Annotated in this window: 18 protein-coding genes and 2 pseudogenes; 15 read left to right on the top strand and 5 right to left on the bottom strand. The window is 61.9% G+C overall.

What is annotated here, in order from left to right; translation table 11 throughout:
- Positions 1-35 precede the first annotated feature (35 nt).
- The 9 genes from purN (at position 36) to VL52_RS25225 (ending at position 8,141) form a co-directional block, all read left to right on the top strand.
- Complete coding sequence (gene purN, locus VL52_RS12590; protein ID WP_046157358.1) at positions 36-677, top strand: phosphoribosylglycinamide formyltransferase; 642 nt, start codon at positions 36-38, stop codon at positions 675-677.
- Complete coding sequence (locus VL52_RS12595) at positions 678-1,808, top strand: DUF3108 domain-containing protein (protein ID WP_046157359.1); 1,131 nt, start codon at positions 678-680, stop codon at positions 1,806-1,808.
- Entirely contained in the window at positions 1,804-3,057 is a 1,254-nt protein-coding gene (locus VL52_RS12600) for an RsmB/NOP family class I SAM-dependent RNA methyltransferase (protein ID WP_200896014.1), read from the top strand. Before VL52_RS12595 ends, VL52_RS12600 begins: the two co-directional genes overlap by 5 nt.
- A gap of 138 nt (positions 3,058-3,195) precedes the next feature.
- A complete protein-coding gene (locus tag VL52_RS12605) occupies positions 3,196-4,563 on the top strand; it encodes a chloride channel protein (protein WP_046157361.1) in 1,368 nt (455 codons plus the stop codon).
- A gap of 68 nt (positions 4,564-4,631) precedes the next feature.
- Positions 4,632-4,943: a Grx4 family monothiol glutaredoxin gene (grxD, locus tag VL52_RS12610; RefSeq protein ID WP_046157362.1), complete on the top strand. Its 312-nt coding sequence runs from the start codon at positions 4,632-4,634 to the stop codon at positions 4,941-4,943.
- Positions 4,944-5,111: 168 nt separating this feature from the next.
- Positions 5,112-5,744, top strand: a complete 633-nt coding sequence (gene upp / locus VL52_RS12615) for a uracil phosphoribosyltransferase (RefSeq protein ID WP_021476648.1) — start codon at positions 5,112-5,114, stop codon at positions 5,742-5,744.
- A 74-nt stretch (positions 5,745-5,818) separates the two neighbouring features.
- Complete coding sequence (locus VL52_RS12620; RefSeq protein WP_235429289.1) at positions 5,819-6,469, top strand: hypothetical protein; 651 nt, start codon at positions 5,819-5,821, stop codon at positions 6,467-6,469.
- A 40-nt stretch (positions 6,470-6,509) separates the two neighbouring features.
- On the top strand, positions 6,510-7,751 hold the full coding sequence (locus tag VL52_RS12625) for a uracil-xanthine permease family protein (protein WP_144410241.1): 1,242 nt from the start codon (positions 6,510-6,512) through the stop codon (positions 7,749-7,751).
- A gap of 216 nt (positions 7,752-7,967) precedes the next feature.
- On the top strand, positions 7,968-8,141 hold the full coding sequence (locus VL52_RS25225; protein WP_186009512.1) for a hypothetical protein: 174 nt from the start codon (positions 7,968-7,970) through the stop codon (positions 8,139-8,141).
- 34 nt (positions 8,142-8,175) lie between these two features.
- Here VL52_RS25225 and VL52_RS12630 read toward each other — a convergent pair whose 3' ends face one another.
- Positions 8,176-9,075: a LysR family transcriptional regulator gene (locus VL52_RS12630; protein ID WP_052717357.1), complete on the bottom strand. Its 900-nt coding sequence runs from the start codon at positions 9,073-9,075 to the stop codon at positions 8,176-8,178.
- 177 nt (positions 9,076-9,252) lie between these two features.
- Here VL52_RS12630 and VL52_RS25230 point away from each other — a divergent pair, with 177 nt between their 5' ends.
- Entirely contained in the window at positions 9,253-9,420 is a 168-nt protein-coding gene (locus VL52_RS25230; protein WP_166440142.1) for a hypothetical protein, read from the top strand.
- Between the two features lie 67 nt (positions 9,421-9,487).
- Here VL52_RS25230 and VL52_RS12635 read toward each other — a convergent pair whose 3' ends face one another.
- From VL52_RS12635 to VL52_RS24010, 4 genes and pseudogenes are all read right to left on the bottom strand, one after another.
- Complete coding sequence (locus VL52_RS12635) at positions 9,488-9,997, bottom strand: GNAT family N-acetyltransferase (RefSeq protein ID WP_046157365.1); 510 nt, start codon at positions 9,995-9,997, stop codon at positions 9,488-9,490.
- A complete protein-coding gene (locus VL52_RS12640) occupies positions 9,994-10,503 on the bottom strand; it encodes a GNAT family N-acetyltransferase (protein ID WP_046157366.1) in 510 nt (169 codons plus the stop codon). The genes VL52_RS12635 and VL52_RS12640 overlap by 4 nt, the downstream gene beginning before the upstream one ends.
- Positions 10,500-11,015 carry a GNAT family N-acetyltransferase gene (locus VL52_RS12645; RefSeq protein ID WP_046157367.1) on the bottom strand — a complete coding sequence of 172 codons (516 nt, stop codon included), beginning with the start codon at positions 11,013-11,015 and terminating at the stop codon, positions 10,500-10,502. The genes VL52_RS12640 and VL52_RS12645 overlap by 4 nt, the downstream gene beginning before the upstream one ends.
- Before the next feature lie 322 nt (positions 11,016-11,337).
- Positions 11,338-12,233, bottom strand: a pseudogene (locus tag VL52_RS24010) (IS3 family transposase); the annotation flags it as partial.
- A 152-nt stretch (positions 12,234-12,385) separates the two neighbouring features.
- On the opposite strand from VL52_RS24010, the gene druA reads away from it, so the two are divergent.
- From druA to druD, 5 genes and pseudogenes are all read left to right on the top strand, one after another.
- Entirely contained in the window at positions 12,386-13,648 is a 1,263-nt protein-coding gene (druA, locus tag VL52_RS12655) for a Druantia anti-phage system protein DruA (protein ID WP_200896010.1), read from the top strand.
- Positions 13,649-13,684: 36 nt separating this feature from the next.
- Positions 13,685-13,795 (top strand): annotated as a pseudogene (locus VL52_RS25735) (hypothetical protein); the annotation flags it as partial.
- A gap of 462 nt (positions 13,796-14,257) precedes the next feature.
- Positions 14,258-15,328, top strand: a complete 1,071-nt coding sequence (locus VL52_RS25235; protein ID WP_200896011.1) for a hypothetical protein — start codon at positions 14,258-14,260, stop codon at positions 15,326-15,328.
- Positions 15,325-17,196, top strand: coding sequence for a hypothetical protein (locus tag VL52_RS12665; protein WP_046157370.1), 1,872 nt, complete (start codon positions 15,325-15,327; stop codon positions 17,194-17,196). The genes VL52_RS25235 and VL52_RS12665 overlap by 4 nt, the downstream gene beginning before the upstream one ends.
- A 203-nt stretch (positions 17,197-17,399) precedes the next feature.
- On the top strand, positions 17,400-18,242 hold the full coding sequence (druD, locus tag VL52_RS25760; protein WP_499679390.1) for a Druantia-type antiviral defence protein DruD: 843 nt from the start codon (positions 17,400-17,402) through the stop codon (positions 18,240-18,242).
- Position 18,243 lies beyond the last annotated feature (1 nt).

Genomic DNA, 18,243 nt, shown 5'->3' on the forward strand with positions numbered 1-18,243 from the left:
CGAACAGGAATGGCAAGCCATTCCGGACAAGAGCCATGAAAAACATCGTCATCCTGATTTCCGGCCGAGGCTCCAATATGCAGGCCATCGTCGACGCCGGCATTCCAGGCGCCCGCGTCGCGGCGGTGATCGCCAACCGCCCGGACGCGGCCGGCCTGGCCTGGGCGGCCGAACGCGGCATCGCCACCGCGGCGCTGGACCACAAGGCCTACGCCAGCCGCGAGGCCTTCGACGCCGCGCTGGCCGAGGCCATCGACGCCCATGCGCCCGATCTGGTGGTGCTGGCCGGCTTCATGCGCATCCTGACCGAAGGCTTCACCCGCCGCTACGAAGGCCGGATGCTCAACATCCACCCGTCGCTGCTGCCGGCCTTTCCCGGCCTGCATACCCATGAGCGGGCATTGGAAATGGGCTGCAAACTGGCCGGATGCACGGTACACTTCGTCACCGCCGAGCTGGATCACGGCCCCATCGTCGCCCAGGGCGCGGTGAGCGTGCTGGACGGCGACACGCCGGACAGCCTGGCCGCGCGCGTGCTGAAACTGGAACACCAGCTGTACCCGGAAGCGGTGCGCCGCTTCGCCGCCGGCGAGATCGCCGTCGTGGACGGCAAGGTGGCCGGCGGCCCGGGAGCCGCCGCCAGCCTGCTGTCGCCCGTACCCTCAAGCAAGGCCTAAATGACCCGTCGCCGTCTGCTGCTGATCGCTCTTGCCCTGTCGTTGCTGCTGCACCTCGCGTTGCTCGGCTCCGACTTGCTGCCTGCGATCAGCGCGCCGCCGGCGGACGAGCCCAGGCTCGAGAAGATAGACGTCAAGATGCAGGCGATGCGGCTGGACGAGACGCCGCCGCCGCGCGATCCGGCCGCCGCCGGCGTGAGCCTGCAACCGGCTGAGACGGCGAAGCCAAAACCGAAACCCAGGCCGGCCCGCAAGCGCGAAGCCTCCAAGCCGGCGGAGCAGGCCAAAACGGATGCCTCTGCCCCGGCGGCCAAAACCGCCTCGGCGCCCCAAGCCAGCTCCGAACCCGCGGCGAAAGCCTCGCGGCAAGCAGCGGCGGAGCAGGCCTCCAGCGCGCCGGTCGCGGAAAGCGCGCCGCGCGAGAACAGCGCGGACAAGGCCGGCCTTATCCACCCGGACGCTCCGCTGCGGCAGCTCCCCGCCGCCGCCAAGATCCGCTACCAAGGGTACTGGAACAGCGCGATGCTCGGCTTCGGCGATCTGGACTGGCAGCGCAGCCAGGGCCGTTACCAACTGGACATCACGGTCAGTCCTTTCATCGGCCCCAAGCTGCGCTATCTTGCACTAGGGACGATAGGCAAGTCGGGGCTGCGGCCGGACAGCATGCAGTCATTCCGCGGCGGGGATCTGAAAGAGGCCGCCCGCTTCGACTACGACGCCGGCCTGCTGCGTTACGGCAGCGGCGAAGACAAGCAACTGCCGCTGAAGCCCGGCGCGCAGGACGCGTTCAGCCTGGCTTTCCAGCTGGCGCTGAAGGGCGGCGATCTGGGCCATGCGGCGATACAGATCACCACCGCCAAGAAGGTTTACGAATACCCGATGGCGCCGAACGGCGCCTTCGACTACGACACCGGCGCCGGCAAGATGCGCGTGATCGTGTTCCGCGCCCAGGGCGACGGAGACTTCACCGAATTTTGGCTGGCCCCGGATTTCGCCAATTTGCCGGTGCGCATCATTCGCGCCGACAAGGACAAGCGGATCGAGCTAAAAGCGATCCGCGTGGATGTGAACGGCAAGCGGCAGTGGGAATTGCCGCCGCAACCGACGATACGGAACAAGAATGCACATTAGCCATAGCCAACTGAAACACCTGGAAACCGTCATCGGCCAGATGACCCGCTTCGACCGCCCGGCCGACGCCGTGCTGTCCGCCTATTTCCGCGAGCACAACAAGCTGGGCAGCGCCGACCGCCACCTGATCGCCGAGACCGCGTTCGGCGCGTTGCGCCGCCTGATCCAGCTGCGCGCGCTGATCGCGCCGGAAAAGGCCACGCCGCGCCGCCTGGCGCTGGTGGCGCTGATGAAGTTCAACAAGCTGAACGTCAAGGAGCTGACCGAGGCCACCAGCGCCGGCGAGCGCGAATGGCTGGGCACGGTCAAGGGCAAGACGCTGGAAGACAGCCTGGAAATCCGCGCCGAGCTGCCGCAGTGGGTGATCGAGCGCCTGGGCGAGCAAACGCCGGAAGCGGTGGAGGCCCTGGGCCAGGGCCTGATGTCGATGGCGCCGCTGGATCTGCGCGTCAACACGCTGAAAATGAAGCGCGAGGAACTGCTGGACCGCCTGAACGCCGACGGCATCGCCTGCGAAGCCACGCCGTACTCGCCGCTGGGCATCCGCCTGAAAGACAAGCCGGCGCTGTCCAAGCACGAGCTGTTCAAGGCCGGCGCCTTCGAGGTGCAGGACGAAGGCAGCCAGCTCTTGGGTCTGATCACCGGCGCGCGCCGCGGCGAAATGGTGGTGGACTTCTGCGCCGGCGCCGGCGGCAAAACGCTGCTGCTGGGCGCGCAGATGTCATCCAGCGGCCGCCTGTACGCGTTTGATGTTTCTGAGAAGCGTCTGGCCAACTTCAAGCCGCGCCAGGCCCGCTCCGGCCTGTCCAACGTGCACCCGCAGCTGTTGGCGCACGAGAACGACTCCAAGGTGAAGCGCCTGGCCGGCAAGGCCGACCGCGTGCTGGTGGACGCGCCCTGCTCCGGCCTGGGCACCCTGCGCCGCAACCCGGACCTGAAATTCCGCCAGAACCCGGACAGCGTGGCCGAGCTGAACGCCAAGCAGACATCCATCCTCGCCTCCGCCGCGCGGCTGGTGAAGAGCGGCGGCCGCCTGGTCTACGCCACCTGCAGTCTGCTGCCGCAGGAGAACCAGGCCATCGTCGAAGCCTTCCTGGCCGAGCACGCCGATTTCAGGCTGGTGAAGATGGACGAGGTGCTGGCCGAGCAGAAGATCCCGCTGCAATGCGGCGACTACCTGGAGCTGAAACCGCATCTGCATAACACCGACGGCTTCTTCGCCGCAGTCCTGGAACGCAGCCAGGCCTAAGCGAAACAAGGGCTCTGAACCGCGGCCCGCTTGCCCTGCGCAGGCGGGCCGCGCTCGTATTCGAGGCTCGTTCGGAGTACATTAGACAAGAATGATTTTAAAACCGGCATTTCATGCCGCCCAGGAGCCGCCCGCCCGATGCAGGACCACCTACCCCGCCGTTCCAGGCGCCAGCGCGTCAACCGCCGCCTGCGCTATCTCTACCTGTCCGCCGCGCAATGGCGGCGCCAGGTGCCGGTCTGGATCGCGGCCATCCTGATCGGCCTGGTGGCCTATGTCTTCGCCCAGGGCAGCCACTGGTCGCACGACCTGTTCTTCAAGGCCTACGACGCGTCGCCGTACTGGAGCCTGCTGATCACCCCGGCCGGCCTGGCGCTGGCGATCTGGATCATGCACCGCTTCTTCCCCAGCTCCGCCGGCGGCGGCATTCCGCAGTCCATCGCGGCGCTGGAGCCCGGCATGCACAAGCTGCGCGAATACTGCTTCACGCTGAAAGCCGCCTTCGGCAAGGTGCTGCTGACCCTGATAGGCATCAGCTCCGGCGCCACCTTCGGCTACGAGGGGCCCATCGTCCAGGTGGGCGCGGCGATCAAGTACTCATTGAACCGCAAGGCCGCGCAGCGCCACGACGGCGCCGCCCGCAGCTTCATCCTGGCCGGCGCCGCCGCCGGCGTGGCCGCGGCCTTCAACGCGCCGCTGGCCGGCATCGTGTTCGCCATAGAGGAAATGGGCCGCACTTTCGACATGCGCGCCAGCTCCACCATCCTGCTGTCGGTGATCGTCGCCGGCCTCACCACTTTCGCCATCAACGGCAACTACAACTACTTCGGCATCGTCCACGTGGCGATGGACAGCAAGCAGGCCTGGCTGGCCATTCCCGTTTGCGGCGTCGTCGGCGGGCTGATCGGCGGGCTGGCCTGCCGCGTGCTGCTGACGCTGTCGCAACGGCTGCCCGGCCCGCTGCACGGCTGGCGCATCCGCTACCCGGTGCGCTTCGCCGCAGGCTGCGGCCTGGCGCTGGCCGTGATCGGCATCATCAGCCACGGCAGCACCTTCGGCACCGGCTACTTCCGCGCCCGCGACATCATCGAGGGCCACGGCGCGGCGCTGCAGGACTACGGCGTGCTGAAGCTGATCAGCATGTTCGTCAGCCACATCAGCGCGGTGCCCGGCGGCATGTTCGCGCCGTCGCTGGCCGTCGGCGCCGGCTTCGGCCTGAACATGTCGCAACTGATGCCCTTCCTGCCGCAGGCCATGGTGGTGCTGCTAGGGATGGTGGGCTTCTTCGCCGGCATGACGCGCGCGCCGATGACCGGCTTCGTCATCGTGATGGAGATGACCGACACTTCGGGCATGATCATCCCGCTGATGGCCACCGCGCTGGTGGCGGCCTCGGTGTCGCGGCTGGTGACCCGGCGCGCGCTGTACGAGGGCCAGGTGCGGCTGTTCCTGCCGCAGTGGCAGACCAAGGCCGGCCAAATTGACCAGCCTGCCGCCCGCACGTAAAATAACTTATTGAAATGATCGGGTATTTCCGGCGGAAATAGCGCCGGCCAACAGCAAGGATTCAATACATGTCGATTCAACAAGATATCCAGCAGACCGTCGCCGACAACTCGGTGGTGCTGTTCATGAAGGGTTCCGCCCAGTTCCCGCAGTGCGGCTTCTCCTCGCGCGCGGTGCAGATCCTGAAGGCCTGTGGCGTGGAAAACTTCCTGACCGTGGACGTGCTGCGCGATCCCGACATCCGCCAGGGCGTCAAGGATTTCTCCAACTGGCCGACCATCCCCCAGCTGTACGTGAAGGGCGAATTCGTCGGCGGTTCGGACATCATGTACGAGATGTTCCAGAACGGCGAACTGCAGGACCTGCTGAAAGACCTGTAAGCTTTTCCAGCAGCCCGGCCCTGGCCGGGTTTTGCGTTTTGGAGGCCATCCGCGTTAGAATGATGCCCCATACCATCCACGGCAGCCTTGCGGCTGCCGCTGTCATATGTATTGAAAGCTGTTTGCCGCGCCCGGCAAGCAGCTTTTTGCCAAGGTAGGGAGCCGAAATTGAACATCACCATCGTTGATCATCCGCTGGTACAGCACAAGCTGGGCCTGTTGCGCGAAGCCGATACCAGCACCATGAAGTTCCGCCAGCTGACCCAGGAACTGGCCCGCCTGCTCGCCTACGAAGCCACCCGCGACTTCGAGCTGGAAGCCGTCACCATCGACGGCTGGTGCGGCAAGATCGACGTCAAGCAGATCAAGGGCAAGAAAGTCACCGTGGTCCCCATCCTGCGCGCCGGCATCGGCATGCTGGACGGCGTGCTTGACCTGGTGCCCTCGGCCAAGATCAGCGTGGTGGGCCTGGCCCGCAACGAGGAGACGCTGGAGCCGGTGTCCTACTTTGAAAAATTCGTCGGCAACCTGGACGAGCGCATCGCCATCATCATCGACCCGATGCTGGCCACCGGCGGCTCGCTGATCGCCACCATCGACCTTCTGAAGCGCAATGGCTGCAAAACCATCAAAGCCGTGGTGATGGTGGCCGCGCCGGAAGGCGTGAAGATCGTCAACGACGCCCACCCGGACGTGCAGCTCTACGCCGCCTCGCTGGACAGCCACCTGAACGAGCACGGCTACATCATCCCCGGCCTCGGCGACGCCGGCGACAAGATCTTCGGCACCAAGCAGGCCTGAGCGCCATGCATCCCGATCAGCCGCCCGTTGCTCCCGCAGCCGGCGGCTTTTTTGCAAGCCCGCAAGGATGAAGGATGAACGTCATGGATGACCGCTACGCCGCGATAGACGCTGACTTCCTCGCCCGCTTCCCGGGCGGCTTCCAGGACCCGGACTGGCAGACGCTGGCGCGCAGGCACAAGAGCTACGCCAAGGCCGAGGCGCTGTGCCAGAGCGAGCTGGCCCGCGACAAGCTGGACGCGGCGCTCGCCAGCGGCAAGCTGGCGGATACCACGCACGCCTGCCGCCAGATCGTCTCGCTGGCCACCACGGTCAGCACCTTCGAGAAAATCGCCTTCCGCAACTACATGGACAACCGCGACCTGAACCTGCCCTTCATCCAGGCCTTGCGCGATGTGCTGCACGATTTCGGCCCGGACAGCTTCGCCGCCTATGTGGACACGCTGGCGATGGCGCGGATGGACCCCAAGGCCAATGCCGCCAAGTGGCCGATCGTCAGCTGTTTTCTGGCCTGCTTCGATCCGCAGCTGCACGTCTGCGTCAAGCCGACAACGGTGAAGAAAGTGGCGGCGCGGCTGGGCGTGGACATCCATTACCAAGCCAAGCCCAACTACGAATGCTATCAAGCGGTACAGCGGATGGTGCTGGATTTCCGCAGCCGCAGCATGGTGGCCGCCGATGTGGACAACACGCTGGCGCAGGCGGTGATGTATTGCGCCGTGTGAAGCCGACAAGATTACAAAACGAAAACAAGGAAGAATGATGATGCAACAACTCAAGCTGGCGGTGTCCGGCGCCCAGATCCTGTTCGTCGCCTTCGGCGCGCTGGTTCTGGTGCCGCTGCTCACCGGCCTGAATCCGGCGATGGCGCTGCTCGGCGCCGGCCTCGGCACCCTGCTGTTCCAGGCCTGCACCGGCCGCCAGGTGCCGATTTTCCTCGGTTCCTCCTTCGCCTTCATCGGCCCCATCATCTACTCCATCCATACCTGGGGCCAGGGCGCGACCATGTTCGGCCTGTTCGCCGCCGGCTTCATGTACTTCGTGTTCGCCGCGGTGGTGCGCTGGCGCGGCATGGCGCTGGTCAACAAGCTGCTGCCGCCGGTGGTGATCGGCCCGGTGATCATGATCATCGGCCTGTCGGTCGCCACCGCAGCCTCCGGCATGGCGATGGGCCAGGCCGGCGGCAAACAGGTGCTGCCGTATGAAACCTCGCTGCTGCTGGCGGCCATCTCGCTGGCCACCACCATCGTGGTATCCATCTACGCCCGCGGCATGTTCAAGCTGGTGCCGATTCTGGCCGGCGTCGTCGTCGGCTACATCGCCGCCGCCTTCCTCGGCGCGGTGGACTTCGCCAAGCTGGCCGCCGCGCCGTGGTTCGCCGCGCCCGCCTTCCACAGCCCGGAAGTCAACTGGGCGGCGGCGGCCTTCATGCTGCCGGTGGCCATCGCCCCGGCCATCGAGCACATCGGCGGCGTGATGGCCATCGGTGGCGTCACCGGCAAGGACTACACCCGCAGCCCTGGCCTGCACCGCACGCTGGCCGGCGACGGCCTGGGCGTGTGCGTGGCCGGCCTGATCGGCGGCCCGCCGGTGACCACCTACGCCGAAGTGACCGGCGCGGTGATGATCACCCGCAACTTCAACCCGGTGACCATGACCTGGGCGGCGGTGTTCGCCATCTGCATGGCCTTCTTCGGCAAGTTCAACGCGCTGCTGCAGTCCATCCCGATGCCGGTGATGGGCGGCATCATGGTGCTCTTGTTCGGCACCATCGCCTCCATCGGCCTGAAGACGCTGATCGAGGCCAAGGTGGACCTGATGGAGCCGCGCAACCTGGTGATCATCTCGGTGGTTCTGACCGCCGGCATCGGCGGCCTGACGCTGAAACTGGGCGACTTCGCGCTGGCCGGCGTCGGCCTGTGCTCGCTGCTGGCCATCATCCTGAACCTGATTTTGCCGCGCCAGGCGGCCAGCCACGACGGCATCGTCGAAGGGCAAGACATCTAGCGCAGTCTCAACACATCAACATAAACTATTGGATTTAAAAATCTTTCACAACTGATCACACGTCAAAGTGTCTGACAAGGTCTACACTGCAAATCAGCGTCGCGGCCTCATGCCGCGGCGCGGTAGACCGTAGCCAAACTGCTGCCCAAACCAGCCTCACCTGCCCACAGCGGCTTGACGCGGCCTGATTCCAAGCCAAGAACAAGGAAGAAAGCCATGTTGAAAACCCTCGTTGTCACCGCTCTCGCGCTTTTGACGCTTTCCGGCTCCGTGATGGCCGGCGATGGCCTGTCCGTGATGTGGGCGATGCGCGGCAGGATGGACGCCCAGCTGCACGGCCAGCCCGCGCCGATGATTCCGCAGAACAATTCCATCCCGTCCAACAGCTGATCGCAGTCCCGCCGCCGGCCCGCCGGCGGCATCCTCAAACGTACAGCTCGCCCCGCTCCACCGCCAGCTCCAAGCGCTGGATGAACCACTGCATCGCCCGCCCCGGCTGTTCCTGCTTCCAGGCGAAGCACATCGGCGGGAAGCTTCCGTTTTCCTCCTCGGTTTTTTCCACCAGCTCGCCGCTGTCCAGATGGGCTCGCACGTGCGAACGCGGCAGGTGGCCGGTGCCCAGTCCCGCGACGATGGCCTTCAGTTTGGCCTGGCTGCTGTGCACCGTCAGCACCTGCTGTCCTTCCAGCAGCCCGCCGGTCCGCGCCGGCAAGCGGCGCGAGGTATCGCCCACCGCCACTGCCCGATAGCGCCTCAGCGCGTGCGGCGGCACCGGCTCCGGCTCCGCGGCCAGCGGATGGCCGGCCGCGGCCACCAGCACGAAATCGTAGTCGCCGATATTGCGGGTGAAGTAGTCGCCGGGCGGCGGCTGGTTGGGCGCGCCTATCACCAGGTCGGCGCGGTCGTCGTACAACGCGTCCCAGATGCCGCCGAAGCTTTCGCGGATGAAATGCAGGCGGGTGTCGGACTGCAGCCGGTCGAAATCGACGATGGACGGCAGCAGCTGCTCGAAGCCGATCAAGTCGCCCACCACGATGCGCAGCCGGTCCTCCCAGCCCTGTGCCTGCTTGCTGACCCTGAGTTCCAGTTGGCGCGCCGCATCCAGCAGGTGGCGGCCGTCCTTCAGCAGCCGCTCGCCGGCCGGCGTCAGCCGCGCCCTATGGCCGCTGCGGTCGTAAATGGCCACGCCCAGGCCCTGCTCCAGCTTCTGCACGGTGTACGTCAGCGCCGACGGCACTTTGAACAACGCCTCGGCCGCCGCGGCGAAGCTGCCGTGCTGTTCGATCGCATCCAGCACCTGGATCGCTTCCAGAGTCAGTTTCATTGCCATACCTGATTCAATTTTTTTGAACGTATTGTTCGGTTCTTTCCGATTTTATCGCAGAGATGTCCGTCCTAGAATGGGATCCGTAACAAGAAGCCAGCGATACTCGAAATAAGACATCAATATTTTTGATGCATAAGCGAAAGCTGGCAATCCACACACTGAAAGGAAACCACCATGCTGAAGCAAACCGCCATCGCCGCCCTGTCCCTGATCCTGCTGTCCGGCGCCGCCATCGCCGGCGAAGGCAACGACAATATGAAAGCCATGCGCGACCGCATGGATGCCCAGCTGCAAGGCCAGTCCCAACAGCAAGTGCAGCAACAGGCTCCGGCCCAGAAGTAATCGCCGCCTGCCGGCAAGAAAAAAACGCCGCGGACCTTCTGGTCCACGGCGCTTTTTTTATTTCAGCTCAGGTTCGGTCGCCTCGTAAGCGCCCCATCAGCAAGGCATCGTGGTAGGCGCCGTTGCGGAACGAGTGCGCGCGCAACCGCCCCTCCTCGACAAAGCCGAAACGGCGGTACAAGGCCTGCGCCGCCAGGTTGTCGGGATAGACCGTCAATTCGACCCGCTCGAAGCCTATCCAGTTGTCGGCCAGGTCGAGCAAAGCCGCCATCAGCAGCTTGCCGACGCCGCGCCCCTGCCAGCCGCGGTGAACGACGATGCCGAGGCCGGCGATATGCGACAGACGCTCATCATCGAGACGCCACAACCCGGCGCTGCCGACCATCTTGTCCCCGTCCGCTTCGCAAACCAGTTGATAGCGGCCGGCTCGCAGCAGGCCATCCATTCTCGCCCCCAGCTTCCACTCCGATGGATAGGGCAGTTGCAGCGTATTGCCGTAGACGCTGGCGTCTCCGTAAAGCTCGCTCAGGTCCGCCGCGTCGCCTGGCTCCAGGTGGCGGATTCGGAATTCGCTCATCGCTCCCCCTCCCCTCGCAAGCGCGCCATCGCCAACACGTCGTGGTAGGCGCCGTCGCGCAGCGCGTAGGCGCGCATCCTGGCTTCCTCGACGAAGCCGAACTTGCGGTACAGACGCTGGGCGCGGGCATTGTCGGAAAACACCGTCAGCTCGACGCGGCGCAGGCCCAGCCAGTCGTCGGCCTGCTCCAGCGCCGCCGCCATCAGCAACGAGCCTATGCCCTGGCCATGCAGGCCGGCGTCGACGCCTATGCCCAGCTCCGCCGCGCGCAGCCGGCGCTCGCGGCCCGACGGTATCAATCCGGCCCAGCCCCGCGCCCGGCCGTCGCCGTCGACCGCCACCAGCACGACCCTGCCATGCTCGTTTTTCTGCAGCCACTCGCGCCGCTTGCTCCAGGATGGCCAAGGCAGGCCCAACAGGGTGCCGAACACGGCGGGATCGCCGAACATCGCGTTCAAGGCCTCGGCGTCGGACGGTTCCGCATGGCGGATTCGATAGCCGTTCATGCCTCAGCCCTCCGCGGCCAGTTCAGCCGGCCCATCACCAGCACGTCCTCCAGCTTGCCGGCGCGCAGCTGCTCCTGGCGCAGCCGGCCCTCGTACTCGAAGCCGAACTTCTCGTACAGCGCGATGGCGCGGGCGTTGTCGTGAATCACCTTCAACTCGATGCGGATCAGGCCCAGCCAGTTGTCGGCCAGATCGACGACGGCGCGCATCAAGGCCCCGCCTACGCCCTTGCCCTGCCAATCGTCGCGCACCACCAGGAACAGGTCTGCGCTGTGGCGCACCCGCATGCCTTCGTTGACGATCAGTCCGGCCGAGCCGACCACCTCGCCATCGGCACAGGCCACCAGTTGATGGATGTTGGCCGGCCGCTCATTCAGCTGCTTCTCGGTGACGGACAGCGGCTGGTGCGGCAACTGCAAAGTATCGGGATAAACGCCCGGCGCGGTCTTGATGCGGTGGATGGCGGCGGCGTCGGACGGCTCGACGGAACGGATCAGGTAGGACTGGGACATGATGGTCTCCTGGGAGCCATGGCGGGCAGGCTCTGAGTTGATGGGCACAGGCGGGATCGCCGCCAGGCTGTAGGGAGGCAAAGTTAGTGAAAACTACTGCCCTTGCCAAGTAAGGCTTTTCTCCCTTTTGGGTGCCTGTCACGAAGCTGAAGAGGTGCAGAGTTCCTGAAAAAATCTGACTTTTCTTCAAAGTTGTTGAATAGATCCTGCGGAAGTCGCTACATCTGGCTGGTTCGTTCGTTTCCCTTGGCATCAGTCCCGAGGCCTTTGAGCGGGCCTCGGCGTGAGGCGGGAGTTTGTCTACGGTACCCGGGACAGTCCAGAATCGGCGCCAATCATCACTGCCATATTGCGAGCCCTGATCTGAATGGACCAGCATGCGACCAGTAGACTTGCGCCTCCACAGCGCCATCAGCAGGGCATCCAACGCCAGTTCGCGGTTCAACCTAGGCTTCATTGACCAGCCCACCACCTTGCGTGAGAACAAGTCGATCACCACCGCCAAGTAAAGCCAGCCCTGCCAGGTGCGGATGTAGGTAATGTCCGTTACCCAGGCTTGGTCAGGCTGTGATGTCGTGAATTCGCGGTTCAGATGGTTGGGGGCCAACAAGGAAGGGCGACCAGCAATAGGCCGTGGTGCCTTATAACCGCGCTGAGCCTTGATACTGTGTTGCCGCATGATTCGGGCAACACGGTGTTTGCCGCATGCCTCACCGATCTCGCGCAGGTCACCCAGAACTCGACGCGACCCATACACCCCACCACTGGCTCGCCAGGAGTCGCGAATCAACGCCAGCAATCTGGCATCTTCCTTGGCGTGATCAGATTCGGGGCGGTGTAGCCATTGATAGAAGCCGGCACGCGCAACTTGCAACAAACGGCACATGGTCGTCAGCGGCCAGGTATGTCGATGCTCGTTCATGAAGCGGTACCTTACTCGGACTCCCTGGCAAAGTACCGCGTGGCTTTTTTTAGAATATCGCGCTCTTCTTCCGTGTGACGCAGTTGCGCCTTCAGGCGAAGGATTTCGCTCTTGGCTTCGATCAGTTCAGCAGCTTGCTTCTCAGAGTTGTCCGGGGTGACAGCTTTCACCCACTTGTACAGGCTATGGCTAGAAACCCCAAGCCGAGCGGCAACCTCGGCCACGGAGTGGCCACGCTCAGTGACTTGTTTGACGGCTTCCTCTTTGAATTCTGGGGTGAAACGCGGTGTGCTCATGGACATCCTCCTATGCTAAAATCATAAGACAGGAATGCCTACAGGAGCCGGGTCAGTCCATTGTCTCGACCGAAATGTCTCCAACTTCAGGGGCACCATTGTCTCCACCATTCTTTGGAGGCTTTAGTAGAGTCCTGCAGGTGGAGTGCCAATTGGGCCAAACTGAGTGGGAAACAAGGCGAGAAATGTCAAAGGGCTATGCGAATGTTGTTTGGGTTAACTCGCGAGAAGCTAATCTAAAAAGAAAATTGCGGGAGCACCTGCAATCCCTCGGTTTTACTAAATCCGAAGATGGGGCTTTGCAGGCCCCAGGAAATTGTAAAGATACGATCCGTTCTCTCCATCGTGCACAACGAGAAGAACGGCTTACGGCAAACCAAAAATTTGTGTCTCTTAAGGGGGCAAAACTGATGCGATTCTTTGCATCAGGTAGGGATATTGAACCAGAAAAAATATCGCCCGTTCTTGAGCGCGTTTCCTCTGGAACCTTACACGGAGACCTCTTCAGACTTGCAACGTTATCGTGGTCTGTTCCCGTTTCAAACGGATTCGGTAGGCGTCTTCGTTACCTTGTCTGGGATGAAAATAATGGGAAGCTAATGGGGCTTATTGCCATTGGAGATCCTGTCTTCAATCTTGCCGTACGAGACAACTTTATTGGTTGGGATTCGCAAGAGAGGAGTGCTCGACTCGTTAATGTAATGGATGCATATGTCCTGGGGGCTCTTCCCCCTTACAATGCTCTTCTTGGTGGGAAGTTGATAGCCTCTTTGCTTCGCAGTCGCGATCTTTATGATGATTTTGCAAATACTTATGGCAATACGACTGGGGTTATCTCTCAGGAACAGAAAAAAGCACGTCTACTAGCAATTACGACAACATCGTCGATGGGAAGGTCATCAGTTTATAACCGATTGAATCTCGACGGAATTCAATATCTCAAATCCATCGGTTACACGGGGGGGTGGGGACATTTCCACATTCCAGACCACTTATTCGTGGAACTGCGTGACTACCTGCGCGATATTGATCATAACTATGCAGACCAGCATGGGTTCGGACAGGGGCCGAACTGGCGCTTACGAACTACTCGGGCAGCGCTATCTGCACTCGGGTTTAAGCAGGATATGATGCGGCATGGTATTCAGCGCGAGGTTTTTATCTGTCAACTCGCTACCAATGCGACCAAGATCCTACAGATGGGGAAAGGTCAACCAGACCTTACTTCACTGTTGCCAGCAAAGGATATTGCTGCTCAGGCAATGGAGAGGTGGATGATTCCTCGTTCGAAACGTATGCCTGATTATCGAGACTGGAAGTCAGAGAACCTTATTCGCTTGTTTGGAGATCAAGCTCAGATCCTGCGTACTCAGATTGAGAGGGCAGAGATATCACAGAGAGCTTGCCAACTCTAAGAATTCGGGGGTCGGTTGGAATACGCCATCAATAAGGTGACAGGCAAGTTGGAATCGGCGACTGAGGCCACGAGGTGGAGCCAATATGTGTGCCCGGTCTGCAAGACAATAGTCAGTCACCGCTCCGGGATAATCAATAAGCCGCACTTTGCCCATTGGCGTGGATGGGGGACGCCTGAATGCGAGAATTTTGTTCCCAGCCATTACGGACAGCATGCCCAAGGCCAAGCCTCCGTTTCGTCGGAAAAGCAGAAGATGGAACTCCGTCTGCTGATTCCTACGGGGTCAGACCGCGATGGGTGGTCGATTGAATTGGCGCTTCCCCCTTGCCGTAAATGTCCAGCCACTCTCTCGCTGGACGTGGGGGGAAGGATCCAAACGCTCAATATGCGCGGTATGCAGAATAGCCGCCGTGTTTCTGCCGAGCTTTCGGTGGCCCCTTACCGTATCATTTCTTTTAGCGGTAAACCCGACCCCTCGTTTGTTGCGGGGGTGGAGAGAGTGTGTCCGGGTCTACCCGCTTTAGGCGCTGCTGCCTTTGCTTTAGGGAGTGGTGGGCTCAGGGGCTTCCCCAGGGCAATTGAACTGAGGTGCTCTGAGACTTTCGCCATGCTGTGGAAGAAGCCCGTTGACCCTGATTTTCCCGATGAACTGGTGTTAAGTAGGTTACGCAGCCGGCATGGATGGAGCTTGGCCCTAATGACCATTCCCGATGAACCATCTCCGGAATGTACCGCTTGGCTCCACTCATTTACCGGGCTGCCCATAGCGCCTCCCGTACCATCTATCATTCCCATTTGGCCGTTTCTGACAAGAAACTCAAGTATCAATGTGGTCGAGTGTGTTAGGTCTGGCATGGTTCTGCTGTCAGCGAAGATGGTTCCAGTGGGACCACTGGACCAAGGACCGACCATGCAGGTCCAAGGCGCATCTGTAAAACTTACAGCCGTAGGAGTAGAACGGTCGCCAGCGTTGTTTGCACTCAAGCCTGATGGTGCGGATTTCGTCAAGGTGGCAGATGCGAACAACCCTGACCTTAAGGAGTTTCTCTCCTTTTCCATCCGCCCAGCGCGCTCCCAGGAGCATCCATCTGTTGAGCTTGCATTCGTGACTCCGGAAGGTGTATGTCGCGTTGTTTCCCTGCACCAGCGTAGGTGTGCTGAGATTGCCGCAGAGGCTAGGACGCAAGGGCTATTGCTGGAATACCTGTCGATGCCACCGGGTGCGTCGGGGAAACTCCTCGTTAATGGACCGTCTGGACGCAGTGTAACTACGCTCTCCTCCGGGGGCGATGCGTCTCCTCACAATCGGTACATGAGACTGCCTCCTCCAGACGTGTTGGCCAAACTGACATCTGTCCTAGCCGACCCAGTATGCTATGTGGAAATTGAATTCGGCGGCTTTGGACGTTTGCATCTTGCAAGCTCCTCGAAATGTGTCACCACGGGGGGAGTCCAGAGGAAACTCCCCCCGGCGCTGCGGTCCAGGCTGCTCAGTTTCATGCTCCAACTGCGGCTCGCCGTGCCCAACGCCATGCATGTGGACGACGTCGCGCTGGTTGGGGCGTTGGCTGTAACCAGACCAGAACCACCGCTCATCCCGCATTACCGCTCGCTGGTGAAGGAGGTCCTCGCCTGCGGCTTCGAACTTAAACACTTTGGGGAAGGGACCCCGCCATGAGTTACCAATACAGCCAGGAGGCCAAAGAGCGGATCTCCGCATTGGGACAAGCCGCAGTCGTTGAATTCATCGAGGAGATTCCTCAGGACTTGCGTAGGATTGTTTATGACGGCCTACCACGGGTCCAGGGTTTCAGGCCGGGTACGCCGGCCGAGTTGAAGGAGAAGCAGAAGCGTCTAATCGGGCACCTAATCCATCCGCAGCCAAGCCAAACGTTCGACTGGAAGAGTTTCTCCCTCCTTTGGGATGCTTGGGCTAGGTATCGGTTCGGCAAATCGTTTCCACAACTCGACAACTCTACGCCGCCCCCCGACGCAGTCCCCACCTTCTTGAAGGGGCTAGCCGACAGCTTCCCAAACATCGCCAGGGAAGACATGGAGCGCTTGTTCATTTTTAGCGGCTTTCCAGACCATCCTGATGCTGCGGAGGTGCTCGAACGTTTTCGCCCTGCCTCGGTTCTTGTGCGTGACCAGATGATTGACGGGCTGCCAGTCCGTCTTGGAGAAATCGAGAGTCACCTTGGAGTTACCAAAGAGGCTGTTGCGGATATAGCCGAGCGCATTGGACGGCTTGAGGTTACCTCGGTCTCCCTAGCCAGAAGTGTGGAGGACGCAGTTGGGAGCATTACCCGAAGTTCCAATGCGATTGCCGAACTGTGGGCTGCGCTAGATGCAGAATCGGTACGTTCTGGGACAATCAAGAAGGCCGCCGATGAACTCGACACTGCCAGCAAGAAGGTCGCTGAAGCCATCATCGCCACCGAAGCTCGGACTGATGCCCTTGAGAAAAGTGTGCGGGCTCTGGTAGCACGCGGAGAAGGATGGGATGGGGGCGCAGTTGAGTTGGCAGCGCTGAAGGCGACCGTCGCTGGCATTTCGGCTCGAGAAGCCGATTGGACCGGGGCCGCCGAGGCCATTGGAGACCTGATGGCACGAGTGGCTGCCTTGGAGTGCATCCTGACTGGAAGCAAGACGGGGGCAGAAACAAAGAAGCAGATCAGACTGCTTGCGAACAAGCTGGAAGGTCCGTTCGTCGGCATTCTTTCCGTCGGGGAGTGCTGCGCTATGGTCGCATCGAATCTTCTTTCAGCCGGTGTTGCGAAAGGAGCCGCGGTAGCCACGGCACGACAGACGGTTGCCGCCCTTATCGCTGGCCAGATGGTTCAGTTCTCAGGTTCGCTAGCTGACGTGGTGGCTGATGCCGTGGCAGCGGCCATCGGCGGTCCGGTTTACCATGAGTGGCGGGTGCCAGTCGGGCTAGTTTCCGACGAGGCTGCCTCTGACTGCATCAAAACCGTCTCGGAGTCGTCGGGTTGCTTACTGTTGAAGGGGGCGAATCTTTCGGCTTTTGAGGTCTACGGCGCCGCATTTCGGGATGTCGTCGTTCGTCGCCAGTTCTCTAGGTCTAGCTACGGATGCCTATCGCTAATCGCCTCCTGGGCGCAGGGGCCAGCCGCATTCCCTAATGGTGGCATGCTTGCCGAGCTAGGGCCCGTATTTGATACGGATGTGCTTCCGATGCGAGGGGTGTCTGCCAAACTACCCCAATTGATGTTTGGCCGCCTTGAAAAGGATGCCTGGGAGCAGCTCGAAGGCCTAGATACCAATCCGCCCATGCCAGCAGCAGGGGAATTGGGTGAGCTTCTGGAGGAGACCGGCTTCAAGGGGGGCGAGTTGTGGAGGCGCGTGGCCAACCGCGTATATGCGATCCTCAGAGCGATGCCTGGCGGGACTCCAGAAGATGATCTCCATTCGCTGCTGGTCTCGTGGGCTATTCCCTGGGCCAAGGCGATGGGCGGACCCGCCGAGGAGATCGCTCGCATCACTGACCGCGAGTTGGCCGCACGGCGGGCCGAAGTGGCGATTTGAGGGGGGTGAGGATGGAGTGGGAGGCGGCGTCCTGTGAACGGGCGCGAAAGATCGTCGCGGCGGGAATGCGCTGCAGGCTGGTAGGGGAGGGCCTCCGGATCTCGGCCATATCAGAGTGCCTGCGGGCGGTGTCGCATCTGAGCTCCGCCCCTGCGGGCGGACATGGCGCCTGGGAGCCCTCCGCCTCTGTCCGCCTTACCAGCATGGTGCGACGCAGGCTGGCGTCGCTGTGGCCAGACCTTGTCGGCGACGAGGAGGAAACGCGCTCAGGAGTGATGACCGTACTGGATAGCTTGGCCGAACTGGGAGACATGGTCAGGCTCGAAGGTGGGAGGTGGCTTGCGGCGCCGGCACATGCAGTGCGGGCAGGCGACGATCTGGCCGTGTTGCTGGGAGGTGGCCCGATGGAAGTTCTCCCTCAAACGATAGCGGTGTCGGCTAGGGCCGCGGGGAGGGGCCGGCTCGTGGAGCCGATCACCTGCGTAGACTGGGCTGATCTGTGGAACGCAGACGAATGGATCGGAGCGCCTGCTGAAGGCCTTGAAGCATGGTCCGTGCGGCTACTGGCCGAAACCGCTGCTCGGTTAGCAGACGCGCCAAATGACATGGGCGAGGCCTCCGCCTACTTGCTCCGTGAATGGGTCAGTCTTGTAGATCTACCTGTGGACAAGAGTGGACTTCTCCTCTGTAAGTCGCGCATTGGGCAGGCGTCTTCATATTTCATAGGTGAATTTATTCGTGGGCGTCTTTGGAGGCTGGCCGACATTGGACCCCAGGATGCAAGGCGTCTTCGCTTCCACCTGGATGCTCAGATAAATCGCCCCATCAGAGTTAAGGCTTCCATATCGCAAGGCTTAGTCAAATTCCGGTTAGTACGCCGCTTGCCCGAAAGGGAAGCCCGAGTACTCCTTCTCGGCTGGCAGGTTCCGGCTCCAGAAGGAGAGCATCCTGGAGTGACTTATCACGTATTCCCCTCGGAAATGTTGCCGATCGTGCGCAGAGCGTTCGAGGGGCTTGGGATCGTGTTGGACGAGCGCATTGATTGAT

The sequence above is a fragment of the Chromobacterium vaccinii genome, from assembly GCF_000971335.1.
In the GTDB taxonomy this organism is placed as follows: Bacteria; Pseudomonadota; Gammaproteobacteria; order Burkholderiales; family Chromobacteriaceae; genus Chromobacterium; species Chromobacterium vaccinii.